The sequence below is a fragment of the Butyrivibrio sp. MC2013 genome, from assembly GCF_000424585.1.
In the GTDB taxonomy this organism is placed as follows: domain Bacteria; phylum Bacillota; class Clostridia; order Lachnospirales; family Lachnospiraceae; genus Butyrivibrio.
Genome location: NZ_AUKE01000027.1, coordinates 1 through 14,091 on the forward strand (window position 1 = coordinate 1; position 14,091 = coordinate 14,091).

General features: G+C 47.0%; 13 protein-coding genes, 2 tRNA genes, 1 rRNA gene and 1 riboswitch. Of the genes, 1 reads left to right on the forward strand and 15 read right to left on the reverse strand.

Annotated elements, in window-relative coordinates:
• From G636_RS0112610 to tsaE, 9 genes are all read right to left on the reverse strand, one after another.
• Nucleotides 1–218: ribosomal RNA gene (locus G636_RS0112610) — 16S ribosomal RNA — on the reverse strand; the annotation flags it as partial.
• 270 nt (nucleotides 219–488) lie between these two features.
• A tRNA-Ser gene (locus tag G636_RS0112615) sits at nucleotides 489–577 on the reverse strand.
• A gap of 88 nt (nucleotides 578–665) precedes the next feature.
• Nucleotides 666–751: transfer RNA gene (locus G636_RS0112620), tRNA-Ser, on the reverse strand.
• Nucleotides 752–1,064: 313 nt separating this feature from the next.
• Nucleotides 1,065–1,781: a 2-C-methyl-D-erythritol 4-phosphate cytidylyltransferase gene (ispD, locus tag G636_RS0112625; protein WP_026508349.1), complete on the reverse strand. Its 717-nt coding sequence runs from the start codon at nucleotides 1,779–1,781 to the stop codon at nucleotides 1,065–1,067.
• Between the two features lie 29 nt (nucleotides 1,782–1,810).
• A complete protein-coding gene (gene tsaD / locus G636_RS18535; RefSeq protein ID WP_051227016.1) occupies nucleotides 1,811–2,938 on the reverse strand; it encodes a tRNA (adenosine(37)-N6)-threonylcarbamoyltransferase complex transferase subunit TsaD in 1,128 nt (375 codons plus the stop codon).
• A gap of 51 nt (nucleotides 2,939–2,989) precedes the next feature.
• Complete coding sequence (locus tag G636_RS0112635; protein WP_026508350.1) at nucleotides 2,990–4,087, reverse strand: DUF6715 family protein; 1,098 nt, start codon at nucleotides 4,085–4,087, stop codon at nucleotides 2,990–2,992.
• 15 nt (nucleotides 4,088–4,102) lie between these two features.
• On the reverse strand, nucleotides 4,103–5,032 hold the full coding sequence (locus tag G636_RS0112640) for a ribonuclease Z (protein WP_026508351.1): 930 nt from the start codon (nucleotides 5,030–5,032) through the stop codon (nucleotides 4,103–4,105).
• An 11-nt stretch (nucleotides 5,033–5,043) separates the two neighbouring features.
• A complete protein-coding gene (locus tag G636_RS0112645) occupies nucleotides 5,044–6,231 on the reverse strand; it encodes a bifunctional tRNA (adenosine(37)-N6)-threonylcarbamoyltransferase complex dimerization subunit type 1 TsaB/ribosomal protein alanine acetyltransferase RimI (protein ID WP_026508352.1) in 1,188 nt (395 codons plus the stop codon).
• Entirely contained in the window at nucleotides 6,231–6,680 is a 450-nt protein-coding gene (tsaE, locus tag G636_RS0112650) for a tRNA (adenosine(37)-N6)-threonylcarbamoyltransferase complex ATPase subunit type 1 TsaE (protein WP_035779665.1), read from the reverse strand. The genes G636_RS0112645 and tsaE overlap by 1 nt, the downstream gene beginning before the upstream one ends.
• A 127-nt stretch (nucleotides 6,681–6,807) precedes the next feature.
• Between tsaE and G636_RS0112655 the strand changes: the two genes are divergently transcribed.
• The gene (locus G636_RS0112655; RefSeq protein WP_051227012.1) at nucleotides 6,808–7,599 is read left to right on the forward strand and encodes a heparan-alpha-glucosaminide N-acetyltransferase; all 792 of its coding nucleotides are present in this window, start codon (nucleotides 6,808–6,810) and stop codon (nucleotides 7,597–7,599) included.
• Here the strand turns inward: G636_RS0112655 and G636_RS0112660 are convergent.
• The 6 genes from G636_RS0112660 to G636_RS0112685 form a co-directional block, all read right to left on the reverse strand.
• A complete protein-coding gene (locus G636_RS0112660; protein ID WP_026508355.1) occupies nucleotides 7,567–8,151 on the reverse strand; it encodes an ECF transporter S component in 585 nt (194 codons plus the stop codon). The genes G636_RS0112655 and G636_RS0112660 overlap by 33 nt on opposite strands.
• Nucleotides 8,152–8,370: 219 nt before the next feature.
• A riboswitch (FMN riboswitch) is annotated at nucleotides 8,371–8,516 on the reverse strand.
• 44 nt (nucleotides 8,517–8,560) lie between these two features.
• Nucleotides 8,561–8,800 (reverse strand): hypothetical protein, encoded by a 240-nt coding sequence (locus G636_RS0112665; protein ID WP_026508356.1) that lies wholly within the window; start codon nucleotides 8,798–8,800, stop codon nucleotides 8,561–8,563.
• 142 nt (nucleotides 8,801–8,942) lie between these two features.
• Nucleotides 8,943–10,637 carry an HD-GYP domain-containing protein gene (locus tag G636_RS19725; protein WP_051227013.1) on the reverse strand — a complete coding sequence of 565 codons (1,695 nt, stop codon included), beginning with the start codon at nucleotides 10,635–10,637 and terminating at the stop codon, nucleotides 8,943–8,945.
• A gap of 58 nt (nucleotides 10,638–10,695) precedes the next feature.
• Nucleotides 10,696–11,202 (reverse strand): dihydrofolate reductase, encoded by a 507-nt coding sequence (locus G636_RS0112675; protein ID WP_026508357.1) that lies wholly within the window; start codon nucleotides 11,200–11,202, stop codon nucleotides 10,696–10,698.
• A 90-nt stretch (nucleotides 11,203–11,292) separates the two neighbouring features.
• The gene (thyA, locus tag G636_RS0112680; protein ID WP_026508358.1) at nucleotides 11,293–12,330 is read right to left on the reverse strand and encodes a thymidylate synthase; all 1,038 of its coding nucleotides are present in this window, start codon (nucleotides 12,328–12,330) and stop codon (nucleotides 11,293–11,295) included.
• A 69-nt stretch (nucleotides 12,331–12,399) separates the two neighbouring features.
• The gene (locus tag G636_RS0112685; RefSeq protein ID WP_026508359.1) at nucleotides 12,400–14,004 is read right to left on the reverse strand and encodes an MBL fold metallo-hydrolase RNA specificity domain-containing protein; all 1,605 of its coding nucleotides are present in this window, start codon (nucleotides 14,002–14,004) and stop codon (nucleotides 12,400–12,402) included.
• Nucleotides 14,005–14,091 lie beyond the last annotated feature (87 nt).

Sequence of the window (14,091 nt, forward strand, 5' to 3'; positions counted from 1 at the left end):
ACTGTTTCATGCGAAACCGTGCGCTTATGCGGTATTATCAGTCGTTTCCAACTGCTATCCCCCAGTACGAGGCAGGTTACCCACGCGTTACTCACCCGTCCGCCACTAAGTTACTCAAGATTCTGCCGAAGCTTCATCAGCGAGCAACTCCGTTCGACTTGCATGTGTTAGGCACGCCGCCAGCGTTCATCCTGAGCCAGGATCGAACTCTCACTTTAAAATTCGATTCGGTTCAGAATTACACTAGCTGTAATTCTGCTTTCCGTTTACTTTTGGTTTTGGTTCTCTGAAAATAACTTTGCTTCTTATATTAGAAGCTTGGAATCTTCAGGGTTGCATTGCTGTTCAGTTGTCAAAGTTCTCACTCTGTTGTGTTCTCTCTCACAAGAGGGAACTGTTCGAGTGTACATCTTTGTGAGCCATCTGTCAAGAACGAATATTCGTTAATTTGTTGACTTTTCATCAACTCATTTACCCTGACAGATAAACGCAGAAGGAGGGATTTGAACCCTCGCGCCGCTATTAACGACCTGCACCCTTTCCAGGGGTGTCTCTTCAACCACTTGAGTACTTCTGCAATCGGTTGATTCATAGACCATGACCGTAGGTTTTAGGTCTACTCTCTTAAATTTTGCGGGCGAGGTAAATATCCTGCCGCATCACAGCGGAGCGAAAGGGATTCGAACCCTTGTGGCGTTGCCGCCAAACGGTTTTCAAGACCGCCTCGTTATGACCACTTCGATATCGCTCCATTCACTTTAAAATCTCTTTTAAAGCTGCCCTGTATTTTCACAGGGCGAAAACTATAATATCAAACCAGCATATCACTGTCAAGCACTTTTGCAGTATTTTCTTAGGATTTTTGGCTTTGCATCGCTTCGCAAACATACGTTTTCAATAAATCCCAGTTTCTATGCCTTTTCAATAGATCATATGCATTATGATAACATTTCATATCAAAGCCTTATACAGCCCTAAAAACAAACAATGCAGTATATTTATGACATTGTCATCATATATCTTTTAAGATATTCCTTAATATCATCAAAATACACCGCCAGAAGCTATATCATATCATACTTATCAATGAGACTCTCCGCCAGGGCTATATCCTCGGGAGTGGTGATCTTGATATTGTCATAAGAGCCCTCTACCAGTTTTACCTTCTTATCCGAGAAAGTTTCCACCAGCATGGCATCATCAGTTATGTTCAGGCCGTGTGCTATGAGCACCTCTTTTTCCTGCTCAAGCTTTTCATAAAGGCTCTTTATCAGCGGATAGGAAAAAGTCTGAGGAGTCTGGACCATCCACAATTTTTTCCTGTCAGGTGTAGATGCTGCAAATCCCTCATTATCAGCCATCTTGATAGTATCCTTTACAGGCATACCGCATACAGCCGCTGTATATTCTGCAGCCGCATTCACAGTCCTATCCATGATCTGCCTGTTTACAAAAGGCCTGGCACCGTCATGTATCATTACGATATCAGTATCCTTTGGCAGGGCCATCAGTCCTGCATATACGGAATCATATCTCTCTGCGCCGCCCGCACATATCACTATATCGGATGACAGACCGTATTTCTCCACTATCTCTTTTTGGCAATATTCTTCATCCCCGGGACTAGTCACCAGCACAGTTACCTCCTGGGGCCCCTTCTCAAACGCCTTAAGAGTATAATAAATAAGCGGTTTTCCGCCTATTTCCATATACTGCTTTTTGACACTGCTCTTCATCCTGCTGCCGCTTCCTGCAGCCAGCACTACCGCTCCTATTTTCACAGCTCTTCTCCCCTGCTTGTCCTGATATATCAGTCTTTGGTCTGACCTGTCATAGATGCTCTTCCGTGGAACTTCCTCTCTCTGCTGCCCAGAGGCAAGTTGGGCACAGCATTGAGATCCATGCCGCTCCTTACGCCTTTTTGGTACTCATAATAAGCTGCAGCACCTATCATGGCAGCATTATCCGTACACAGTACCGGAGAGGGACTATAGAATGCTATGCCTTCTCTCGCGCATGCATCCTCAAGACTCTTTCTCAAGCTGCTGTTAGATGCAACACCCCCTGCTATAGCCAGCTGCTTCATTCCATATTCCCTGGCAGCTCTTACCGCATGCTCTGTCAGCACTTCTACCACAGCCTTCTGGAAGGACGCTGCCAGATCCGCTTTTGAATAGTCCTCGCCCTGCATCTGGGCGATATTGATATAGTTGAGCACTGCAGATTTCAGGCCGCTGAAGCTAAAGTCATACTCCGCGCCTTCGATATTGGCCTTGGGAAAAGATATGGCATCAGGATTTCCCTCTTTTGCAGCCTTATCGATCTTGGGTCCTCCGGGATAGCCCAGTCCAATAGCCCTGGCCACCTTGTCAAAAGCTTCTCCTGCCGCGTCATCCCTGGTCTGACCAATTATCTCATATTCACCATAATCCCTGACGATCACCAGATGAGAATGTCCTCCTGATACCACAAGGCATGCAAAAGGAGGCTCCAGTTCCTTATTCTCGATATAGTTTGCACTGATATGTCCTTCGATATGGTGTACTCCTACCAGAGGGATATCTGCAGCAAAGCTAAGAGACTTGGCTTCAGACACTCCTACCAGCAGCGCTCCTACCAGTCCCGGTCCATAGGTCACACCTATAGCATCTATATCACTCAGTCCAAGGCCTGCTTCCTTTAGAGCTTCTCTTACACAATAATTGATCTTCTCCACATGCTTCCTGGATGCGATCTCCGGCACTACACCGCCGAATACAGTATGGAGCGCTATCTGTGATGATATTATATTGGACAATACCTCTCGCCCATCCCTGACAACAGCTGCGGCGGTCTCGTCGCAGCTGCTCTCTATAGCCAGTATGGTCACATGCTCCTTCTTTTCATCTTTGGTATCAGGAGCCTTTGACTCCTTGTCATTTCCGGAATGTATGGACATCATTATCATTCCGTCTTCTTCAGTTTTCTTATCTATTTGCATTATCAAACCTCATTCCTCAGCTGTCTCCCAGCCCAGGATCTTCCATCTGCCCTGATCGTCTTTTCTTAGTATGAAGTCATAATATACTATCTTCCTGGAGGTCTCAGATCTCATGGAGAACATCACGCGGCCTCTGCTGCACTCCTGTCCTGCCACTTCTTCAAAGACAAATTTGGACTTGTCATCAGTAACATAATTAGCCACCTTCACAGCGGCATTTTTCTTTTCAGCTACTTCCATGGCCAAGCCGCCCTCCAGGTCGGTCTGGTTGGCTAATAGCTCGTCATCATATAGAGCTGCTCTGATGTCTCCCATTGTCCTCATATCAGCATCCGAATACTCTTCGTTATAAAGAGTAGCAGTGACTCTGGCAAAAAGATCAGCCACATCCCAGGGATCTGCAGGATATGCGGTTTGAAGATCCATATTGCACAGATCCTCAACAGAGGTGGTATCAGTGTCTGTATCTTCACTGACTTCCCAGCCCAGGATCCTCCAGTTCTTGCCGCTTTCCGTATCCTGGCGCATGGTAAAATCATACCTGTAGGTAGAGGCTTTATTGCCCTTTTTCATGACTATCCTGCAGCCCACAGCCGAGAAGGTCCTGCCATCTATCTCATAGAGCTTTGTATCTTCGCTGTCATCCAGAAAATAATTGGCCAGACTTATGCCGTCTGTCTTCTTACTCTTGGCTTCCAGAAGCATGGTAGTGAGAAAAGACTCTTCGCTTCCCTGATTATCCCTAAGCTCCTGATCAAAGAGTTCAAACTCCATCTTAAAGAGCTTTTTGCCCTCTTCGTCTGTATAATCCTCATTAAAGGCAGCCTTGGATATGCGGGCATAGAGAGCCACCACCCCTTCAGGGGTACCGGGATAAGCATTGGTTAGATTCATGGACAAAAGGCTCTCAAGCTCAGTGAGCTTTGACGCCCGTTCTCTGGTGATATCATCAGGATTTCTGGATACCACTCCAAAGAATTTCACCCATACAGCCCACACAAGAGCGGCTCCCACCGCAGCCATGACCACGGCCTTTATCACGACAGCCATTCTTGTCTCTCTGCCATATTCGTCCACAAGCCTGGATTTCTTTCGTCTGTCCGCCATAAGGCGCCTCCTGTGTCACTTTTCCTCTTCGGGAAAAGAGAGCTCTGCCATCCTTCCATCCTTGGCTGCTATCGCAGCTGGGAAGATTGCCTTGGTTTCCTTCATAAACTCTTTCGGATTACGGAGAGAAGGTGAATAGTGGGTAAGCCACAATTCTTTGACACCGGCATCCCTGGCGATCTCAGCAGCTTCATAGAAGGTCATGTGTTTCTTTTCCTTGGCCTTGGAGAGCTTGTCTGCCTCGCCGTACATACCTTCGCATATAAGGAGATCCGCACCCTTTGCATATTCCACTATCTGCTTGCAGGGCCTGGTATCTGTACAATAAGTCAGATGGAGACCTGTGCGGGCCTGTCCCAGCACCATATCCGGTGTGATCACCCTTCCGTCATCCAGTGTCACATCATTGCCATTTTGGAGTATTCCCCAATAATTCCTGGGGATATCTAGAGCTGTAGCATTATCAACATTAAAGCGTCCTTTTCTGGACAGCCTGAAATCATAGCCGTAGCAGGTCACATTATGATTGACTCTAAAGGCGCTCATGGTCAGATCAGGCATACCGTCAAAGGTGAATTCTTCCTCAGGAGAAGCAATCTCCCTGCATACGATCTCAAAAGGCAGCTCCGGAGCTATCACTCTGAGACTGGATACCACTCTCTCTAGGCCCTTGGGACCTATAAGGAGCAGAGGCTCTTTTCTCTCAGCATTACCCATGGTCAGCAGCATACCGGGCAGTCCCGATACATGATCTGCATGATAATGGGTAAAGCATATCACATCTATGGGATTAGGGCTCCAACCTGCCTTTCTCAGGGCTATCTGAGTAGCCTCTCCACAGTCCACCAGGATACTCTTGCCGTTGTAGCGCAGCATCATGGCCGTGAGAAATCTGTAGGGCAGGGGCATCATACCGCCTGTTCCCAGCAAACAAACATCTATCATATTTTACTCTTTTACCTTTTCCAATATATTTCTGCATCATCAGCGGGATCCGCATAGAATCCGGGCCTTGTGCCCTCGGACTTAAAACCCAGCTTCTCATAGAGAGCCCTGGCAGGAGCATTTGCACTCCTCACCTCCAGGGTAAAACGCTCTGCGCCTATCCCCTTGCCCCTCTCCAGGAGCTGCTTTAGCATCTTGTAGGCTATGCCTTCACCCCTGCTGGAGGCCGCAACCGACACATTTGTTATTTCGCCATCTCCCGATATATTCTGAAGACCGCACAGGCCCACAATAGCACCCTGCTTCTCAGCCACCAGGTATACAGTATCGTCCCTGGCGTTTGCTGTGATGAGCTGTTTTTCAGTCCAGGCTTCCTTGCCCAGATTCGCTGCTTCAAGGCTTGCTGCAGCATCCATATCCTCAGCCTTCAGAGGCCTGATCAGCACTCTCTCCTTTACCTTGGGCGCGGCAGTCCTTAGTTCCCCGGCCTGTCTCTCTGCCTGAGAGGGCCTTAGATATTCAGGTGCAAAAGAGTCTGCATCTGTGATCCTGCCTTCTCTGAAATATACAGCTCCCAAACTGCAGAGACTGGCAGCCCTTTGCCTGGACTGGTGAAGAGGAGCCTGGGCATAAGGGATCTTCAAAAGTACTGCAAGCTTATCCTTATAGACCGGCACGCCGTCTCCAAGGAGTATGGCACTCTCTCCAAGTTCATTAAGCTTTTCTGCAATCTCTTCTATACTGCATGCCCTCTGGGGGACTATGGTCTTCATCCTGAAGATGATCTCATTATTCTCTTCATTTTTCTCAGGGACAAAAGTATATATTCCTGTATATACCTGACTCCTCCTGGCATCCATCATGGGACAGATGATCTGCCTTGTACCATAGAGGTTCCAGGCCATGGCATCAATGGTAGGGATAGCGATGAGAGGCTTATCCAGTGCCAGGCACAGTCCCTTGGCTGCTGCAGCACCTATCCTAAGCCCGGTAAAAGAACCGGGACCTGCAGCCACTGCCACAGCATCAATGCTCTTCATATCCAGATCTACCTTATTTCTGATATCCTCCAGCATAGGCATGAGTATCTGGGAATGAGTGGTCTTATATTGTATGTCATAGGAAGCCACAAGCCTGTCGTCCTCAGACACCGCAACGGTGGCTGTCAGGCCCGAGCTGTCAATTGCCAGTATTTTCATTATATGTGATCCTTCCCTACATGGGTCATTGTTATCCGTCTGAAGTCTACACCCTTTTTCAGGTCTTTTTCAATCTCTATCCTGGTATATTCTTCCGGAAGTATGTCCTCGATCAGGTTGGCCCATTCGATGAGGCACACACCATCACCGTAGAAATAATCCTCATAACCTATCTCGTCCATCTCGGATATGTCTCCGATCCTGTACACATCAAAATGATAAAGAGGGAGCCTGCCCTCGTCATGGATCTGCACTATTGTAAAGGTCGGACTTGCAACCGGTCCCTCAATCCCCAGACCCTTGGCCAGGCCCTGGGTAAAAACGGTCTTGCCGGTGCCCAGATCTCCAAGAAGGGTGATGACCTGCCCCGGACGTGCATTCTCGCCCATCCTCAGGCCAAATTCAAATGTTTCCTCCGGAGAAAATGTCTCTATACTTGTAGGATTCAACTTATACACCTCACTATTACATGCTTCATTAGTTATTATCATAACATATTAGTAAAAGTAATGAAAAATTATGTACAATATACTATATCCTATCAACAGCTTACTTATAGACTTTTCGGGGGAAGATATGTCAATTGTGAAGAAAAAAAGCACCGCCAGACTCAGCACCTTAGACAGCATAAGAGGGATCACCCTTTGCAGCATGATAATATATCATTTTTGCTGGGACCTTGCATATATAGTGGGCATGGATATGCCCTGGTACAGTTCGGTATATTCTTATATATGGCAGCAGAGCATCTGCTGGACTTTCATACTCCTGTCAGGCTTTTGTGCAGGCCTGTCCTCTCATAACATCAGGCGGGGGCTTATAGTCTTTGGATGCGGCATCATCATCAGCCTTGTCACATATTTTGTTACGCCGGAGAGCATAGTCCTCTTTGGCATACTCACCTTTATGGGTTCAGCCATGATCATAACAGGGTTGACCAAAAGACTCCTTTTGAAGATAAATGCGCTGGCAGGAGCCATTATAGCTTTTGCCTTATTTCTCATGTTCAGGGATGTGAATACAGGCTTCCTTGGCTTTGAGCGCATCCACATACTGCAGGTCAACACTGCGCCCTACAAGAATCTCTTCACTGCTTACCTTGGCTTTCCTGCGCGAAACTTTTATTCTTCAGATTATTTCAGCATCCTACCCTGGATATTCCTCTATTTTACAGGCTTTTACATTTTCCACGTCCTGAAGTCCGGGCCTTTAGACAATACAAAAGGAGCCCTCTTTGACAGGAGCTCCTTTCACATCAGCATAACCGTATTTGATCAGATGGGCCGCCATTCGCTGCCCATATACATGCTTCACCAGGTTGTCCTCTACGGGATCTCAACGCTCATCATTGCCCTTCAGAATAGGTGAGATGTGCTTGTAGATCAGGAATGTGATCAGCACATCGATCATACCCTTTACAAAGGTGAAGGGAACATTGAAGAGGAGGATACTCTCTTCCACACTCTTCATGGAAGGGATGATAGCCTGATATGCAGCCAGGACATTTTCCTTGGGAAGGAAGGTGTAATAAACAGGATATACAACATAGATATTTGAAGGAAGTGAGAAGGCTGCCATAGCCAGTGCTCCCACTATAGTGCCGATGATAGCACCCTTCTTGTTTTTCTTGAATTTATAGATCAAACCTGCCACGCCGGTGAATACAGCGCCCAGTATAAAGTTGGACAGTTCTCCTACTCCAAATGATCCGGAATCCAGTGTGTGGAGGAGATTCTTGATAAACTCTATGATCACACCGTATACAGGTCCCAGGGACAGAGCTCCAACCAGAGCCGGGAGATCCGAGAAATCAAACTTGATAAACCAGGGCATAAAGGGTACAGGAAGCTCTATGAGCTGCAGCACAAAGGCTATAGCAGACAGAATACCTGTCACTGTCACGAAGCGTACAGGAACCATGCTCCTCTTCTTTTCTCCGCCCTTATAATTCCCGAACTTTTCATTAGCATTTTCGATCATCACTTCCTCGATTTTCTGAGTATCATCATACTCATTTGCTGCTGTACTAACATTTGCGTTTTCCACTGTGTCAACCAACCTTTCTGTAATAAGTATTACGTATAAAAAAGCCCCGAACATATAGATGTTCAGGGCTATAATACGCGCAAATAATAAGATCGCATTCTTCTTCCATCCAGACTGTCCATAGAAAGCTTGCAGCATCTATGGTTCACTGTCGGTTTCGGAGTTGCACCGAATCTGCCCAAAAACGGCTCGCGGACTGTACCGCCGGTTGGGAATCACACCCTACCCTGAAGAATCACATTATTAAATTCAAATGTAATGATATTCTTATAGTTCTATATTGTCAATCCTCATATACAAAACTGTCAAAAGAGATCTTGCACTCGCCGCATACTCTTGCAAAGATATTAACAGCTCTGTTCATGACATGAGTGATCTTATCTTCCTCAGCGCCTACGATAAGATAAGCTCTGTCATCAGCATATTCAGCAAATTCAGCACCTGTTACGTTCATTACTTCTTCAAGAGCCTTTGCTGCCTGCTCATCTGTAAACTGCTTGGATAACTTATATTTTCTCTTCATATTGTCCCTTTCATGCCGCATATTACGGGATGACAAAAGCTCTGTTCCCGCACCATTCCGACTCATAATAGATATGTTTGCTCAAAATCACAGTATATGATACACAATAATGAAATATGTGTCAAAAGCATCCGCGAGTTTTTTATGACTCTTGTAACTCTTCCTTATCTTCTCTCTTTTCTTCTTCCTCTTCTTTTTCCAGCACCTTCTCAAGAGCCTTTTCCACAAGAGGATCAAAGTGACTGCCGGTCTCTTTTCTCATGATGTCCATAGCCTCCTCTTTGCTAAAAGCCCTCTTATATGGACGCACGCTGGTCAGGGCATCATATACATCAGCCACAGCCATGATCCTGGCAGATAGAGGTATCTCTTCTCCGGAGAGTCCCTGGGGATAGCCCGAGCCGTCCCACCATTCATGATGGCTGCCCGCCAGATCCGAAGCCAGCTCCAGATATACAGAATTGCCCACATTCCTGATAGCCCTGCCTATGATATCCTTGCCCGCTGCGGCATGGGTCTTCATGATGTCGAATTCCTCGGGAGTAAGCTTGCCCGGTTTATTCAGAATGGTATCAGATATCACGATCTTGCCCACATCATGAAGGGGAGCAGCTATCTCGATCTCATTTATGTAGTCGTCCGTAATGGTATCAGTATAGATACCTTCATCTTTGAGCTCCATAGCTATACTCTTGACCAGTCCTGCAGTCCTGCCTACATGCTCTCCGGTGTCTCCATCCCTGCTCTCTATGATATCAGCCATGATATTGATGACCTGGGTCTGCATCCTGTGAAGCTCGCTGGCATGAGCATGGGAATTGCGGATATACTCGCTAATATCGGCTATAGTCTTGGCTACCGATTCATAGAGATCCTCCAGCTCATCTCCGGTCTTGATAGAGAGCTTTGTGAATTTATTGCTGTAGGCATACCTCTCCTCATCACCTATGGAAGAGTACTCCCTGACTTCGCTGGTGATCCTGCTTAGGGGATCAAGTATCACCGCATTGATATAGCGGATGGATATAGCCGCGATGAAGAGCTGCAGCCCCAGTATGGCAGCAAATACTCTGCTGCTGAACATGATATAGTTCATGGCAGCATCAGTGACACTGAGCCTGCCAAAAGCAGCGCTGTCCAGACTCAGCTCATAGAAGGTATAAAAGGACAAAAGAAAAATGACCAATGAGGAGAAGGTGCCAGAACCTACGATAAAGGCTGTCAGCTTATCAGACAGCACCGATCCCGGACCACTCCTTTTGAACTTTAGCTTATTATTTATCAGATCAGAGAAAGTCAGCAGAAGAGCATACGCTGCCAACAGACAGATCAGTTTATCCGCATATTCAATGAAAATATTGATCACAAACCTGGTAAGAAAGACATTGCCAAGTACAATACCGCGGGCTGACAACCACTTTACAATATCTCCCACCACACCATAATCGGGATCAAAGCCGTTGAGAGCCATTGCCCATATCTCACTAAAGAGTCCAGTGACAAGTGCCACAGGCACCAGAACATTTGGCAGATATTTAATGTTTTTGAAGTATCCTTTCTTGGCAGTCCTTCCGCATACAAAGGCCACCCAAAGACTAAATACACAGTAATACAGCCACAAGGGCTCTTCCAGGCAATAGATGACATTAAATACATAGCCCGCCACCATGCCCGGCAGCTCGCCAGCAATGACAGCTACCAGTATCGTACCTATGGTATCCAAGAAGAGAGGCAAGCCTGTGAGAAAAGCCAGCTCGGCCCCCAGGTAATTGATGATCACACCGCAGGCTACCAGCAGTATGATCCTCATGTGATCAACATAGCGTTCTTTCATCATAATGATTATCCATCCTCGCCTGAACCCTTGAGGCTGCAGGACTATGACCGGTATCCGATCAGTTCACTCTGACCCAACGCTGGAAAGTGTAGCAGTTGTCAAAATAATACTGCTCTTCGCTTTCCTCAGCCATCATCCACTCAGGATCCTCTTCCAGATTCGGGAAAAAAGCGTCTGCCTCATATTCCCTGTCTACTCTTGTGATAATACAGGTATCTACATAAGGCAGCATCTGTCTGTATATCATCTCTCCGCCTATTACATATATATCATTAGTGTCAAATGCAGATGCCTTTTCAATGGCATCTTCTATACTTGAAGCCATGATCGCTTCTGCAGTCTCGGTGCTCCTTACCTTAAAGTCAGGATTTCTGGACAATATGATATTAGTCCTTCCTGCCAGAGGCAGACCTCCGGGAAAAGTAGCCAGGGTCTTCCTGCCCAGGATCACCACCTTGTCCTTGGTCTCATTTCTGAACATCTTATGATCAGCGGGTATAGTCACCAGGAGCTGTCCCTTGTTGCCTATTGCCCAGTTATTGTCGGTCAGTACTATTGCTTTCAAACTTTTTTCTCCTCCCCTTTTTAGTTTTAGTTCTTATATCAGATATCTGTGATGCCGGCACAGTCATTTGGCAGACAAATGCACCAGCCATCATACAGCTATAGGTATATCCTTTATCTGCTCTCCTGCCACTTCGTAACCCTCTACCGATACATCCGCACTGGTAAAGTCATAAAAATCCTTTATATCAGGATTCAGATGAAAAGCAGGCGCAGGAAGCGGCGTCCTGCCCATAAGCTCTTTGATAGCATCCACATGTCGGTCATATACATGGCAATCCGCAATGACATGCAGGAGCTTACCCACATGCATGTCGCAAACCTGGGCCAGCATGTGGACCAGGACAGAGTATTGTACTATATTCCAGTTATTGGCTGCCAGCATGTCCTGAGACCTCTGGTTGAGCACTGCATTTAGTGTCAGCTTGTCGTCCCCGGGAGTCTTCACCACATTGTAGGTCATGCTGTAAGCGCAGGGCTCCAGATGCATATCCTTCAGCTCCGCCACATTCCAGGTGGTGGTCATGATCCTTCTGCTGAAAGGATTGATCTTCAGGTCATAGATGACCTTGTTCATCTGGTCCATGAGAGCTGTCTTGTCAGCCTTGTTATAGATTATATCGGGTGTTCCTATCCTTTCATAAGCATCTGTGCCGCTTTTATATCTTTCCTCCAAGGGAGCTGCTCCGGGGCCCGGCACATAGCTGTATTCTATGGTATCTTCCTTAGCCTCTTTTTTCCAGCCGGGAAATGCCTTGTCCAGTCCCTCTTCGCTCACTCCCTTATAGAGATATTTCTCAGCGATCTGATAACCGTAGGCCTTGCCGATACTGCCGCTCTCATCTGCCCACTCATCCCAGACATGACTCTTTAGATTGCCGGTATTGGAAGATTTCTTCTGGTATATCCACAGCATCTCGTCTGTAGCACTCTTAAGTGCAGTCTTCCTAAGAGTCATGATGGGAAATTCTTTTGCCAGGTCATAGGTATGAGCCTGCCCGAATATCCTGATGGTATAAGCAGGACTTCCGTCAGGCCATTTGGCTCTTACAGCTTCTCCCTGAGTATCTGTTCCATTCTCCAGTATATCTCTGCACATCTCTATAAAAATCTCGTCTGCTTTTGACATATCTCTCCTCCCCGCCTTTTATTCTACTTACTTCTGATCATAATACAGCCTGCTCTCTGCAGACCCGGCTCATCTGTCATACTTATCACACAGTGAATTGATCTGATCTGCAAATTTGGCCTTGTCCTTGTTGCTCAGGCCGCTGACCTTCTGAATCACAGCTACCAGCCTGTTGCCGGCATTGATCAGCCTCTGGTATACATCAGATACCACATCTGCTGTCTTCTTCTGCACCATGACAGGCACGCCCTCTTTGATAAACTGGCCTGATACAAGGTCAAACTCCGTCCCACTGTAGGGCGCATAGGTATCATAGCCCAGCTCTTCATGGACATAGGCTGCAAAAGAGCTGGTCACGGAATCTTCGCCGTGTACTATGAATATCTTCCTGGGCTTTTGCCTGGTAAATCCCTTTAGCCAGTTCATGAGGCCGTCCCTGTCTGCGTGGCCGGAGAGTCCCTCTATCTTGGCTATCTCTGCTTTGACATCGATCTCTTCGCCAAAGAGCTTCACGCTGGTCGCTCCCTCTATTATAGCTCTGCCCAGAGTGCCCACTGCCTGATATCCTACGAAGAGTATGGTAGAGTCTTCTCTCCAGAGATTATGCTTGAGATGGTGCCTGATCCTGCCTGCCTCGCACATACCCGAGGCTGATATGATGACCTTGGGTGCCTCATCAAAATTGATAGCTACAGATTCCTCCTGAGTAATTGACAGCCTCAGCCCCGGAAAAGTAATGGGGTTGATACCATTTCTAACAAAGTCCAAAGCCTCTTCATCGTAGCAGGCATACTCATGGTCTGCAAATATATCTGTAGTGCTGACTGCCATAGGGCTGTCCACATATACTTCAAAATCATCCACCGCTGTCACCAGGTGCTGAGCCTTGATCTGGCGCAGGAAATACAGCATCTCCTGGGTCCTGCCCACTGCAAAGGAAGGAATGACCACATTGCCGCCCCTGGCAAAGGTCCTGTCCAGCACTTCAGTGAGCGCCCTGACATAATCAGGCCTCTCTGTGGAATGGAGCCTGTCACCATAGGTGGACTCCATGACTACATAATCTGCGCTGTCTGTGAGCTGGGGATCCCTGATCAGGGGCTGACGGGTATTGCCTATATCTCCGGAAAAGACTATTTTCCTCTTTTGTCCCTTCTCTGTGATCCAGACTTCTATACTGGCAGAGCCAAGGAGGTGACCTATATCTGTAAAGCGAATAGATATGCCGTCGCAGATGTCATAGATCTTGCCATAATCACAAGGCTCAAATCTGCCAAGTGCGCCTTCAGCATCCTCCATCACATAGAGGGGTTCCACTTGAGATACACTGGAGCTCCTCCTCCTCTTACGCTTGTACCAGTCTGCTTCCTGCATCTGTATGTGCGCGCAGTCCCTGAGCATGATTTCACAGAGATCGCAGGTAGCCTCTGTGGCATATATCTCTCCTCTAAAGCCCTTGGCATAGAGCTCAGGGAGCATTCCCGAATGATCCACATGGGCGTGGGTCAATAGCACATAGTCTATAAGTGCCGGTGCCACAGGCAGGGGCGCATTTTCAAAAATGTTCCGGCCCTGCTCCATACCATAATCGATGAGGATTGTCTTGCCTGCAGCCTGCAGACAATGGCAGCTCCCTGTAACCTCGTGATCCGCTCCTATAAATGTCAGTTTCATAGTCATGAATCCTTTCATGTATCAGTCATTTTCATATGATCAGTGCATGTGAATCTTAGTTATCAGACAGCTGATCATATTCACCAC

Coding starts and splice junctions, on each gene's coding strand:
- G636_RS0112645 (WP_026508352.1), bottom strand. CDS start 6,231: ATGAAAATACTGGCAATTGACAGCTCGGGCCTGACAGCCACCGTTGCG.
- G636_RS0112635 (WP_026508350.1), bottom strand. CDS start 4,087: ATGGCGGACAGACGAAAGAAATCCAGGCTTGTGGACGAATATGGCAGA.
- G636_RS0112665 (WP_026508356.1), bottom strand. CDS start 8,800: ATGAAGAGAAAATATAAGTTATCCAAGCAGTTTACAGATGAGCAGGCA.
- thyA (WP_026508358.1), bottom strand. CDS start 12,330: ATGTCAAAAGCAGACGAGATTTTTATAGAGATGTGCAGAGATATACTG.
- G636_RS0112685 (WP_026508359.1), bottom strand. CDS start 14,004: ATGAAACTGACATTTATAGGAGCGGATCACGAGGTTACAGGGAGCTGC.
- G636_RS0112640 (WP_026508351.1), bottom strand. CDS start 5,032: ATGATAGATGTTTGTTTGCTGGGAACAGGCGGTATGATGCCCCTGCCC.
- G636_RS0112660 (WP_026508355.1), bottom strand. CDS start 8,151: ATGGTTCCTGTACGCTTCGTGACAGTGACAGGTATTCTGTCTGCTATA.
- G636_RS19725 (WP_051227013.1), bottom strand. CDS start 10,637: ATGATGAAAGAACGCTATGTTGATCACATGAGGATCATACTGCTGGTA.
- tsaD (WP_051227016.1), bottom strand. CDS start 2,938: ATGTCCATACATTCCGGAAATGACAAGGAGTCAAAGGCTCCTGATACC.
- G636_RS0112655 (WP_051227012.1), top strand. CDS start 6,808: ATGTCAATTGTGAAGAAAAAAAGCACCGCCAGACTCAGCACCTTAGAC.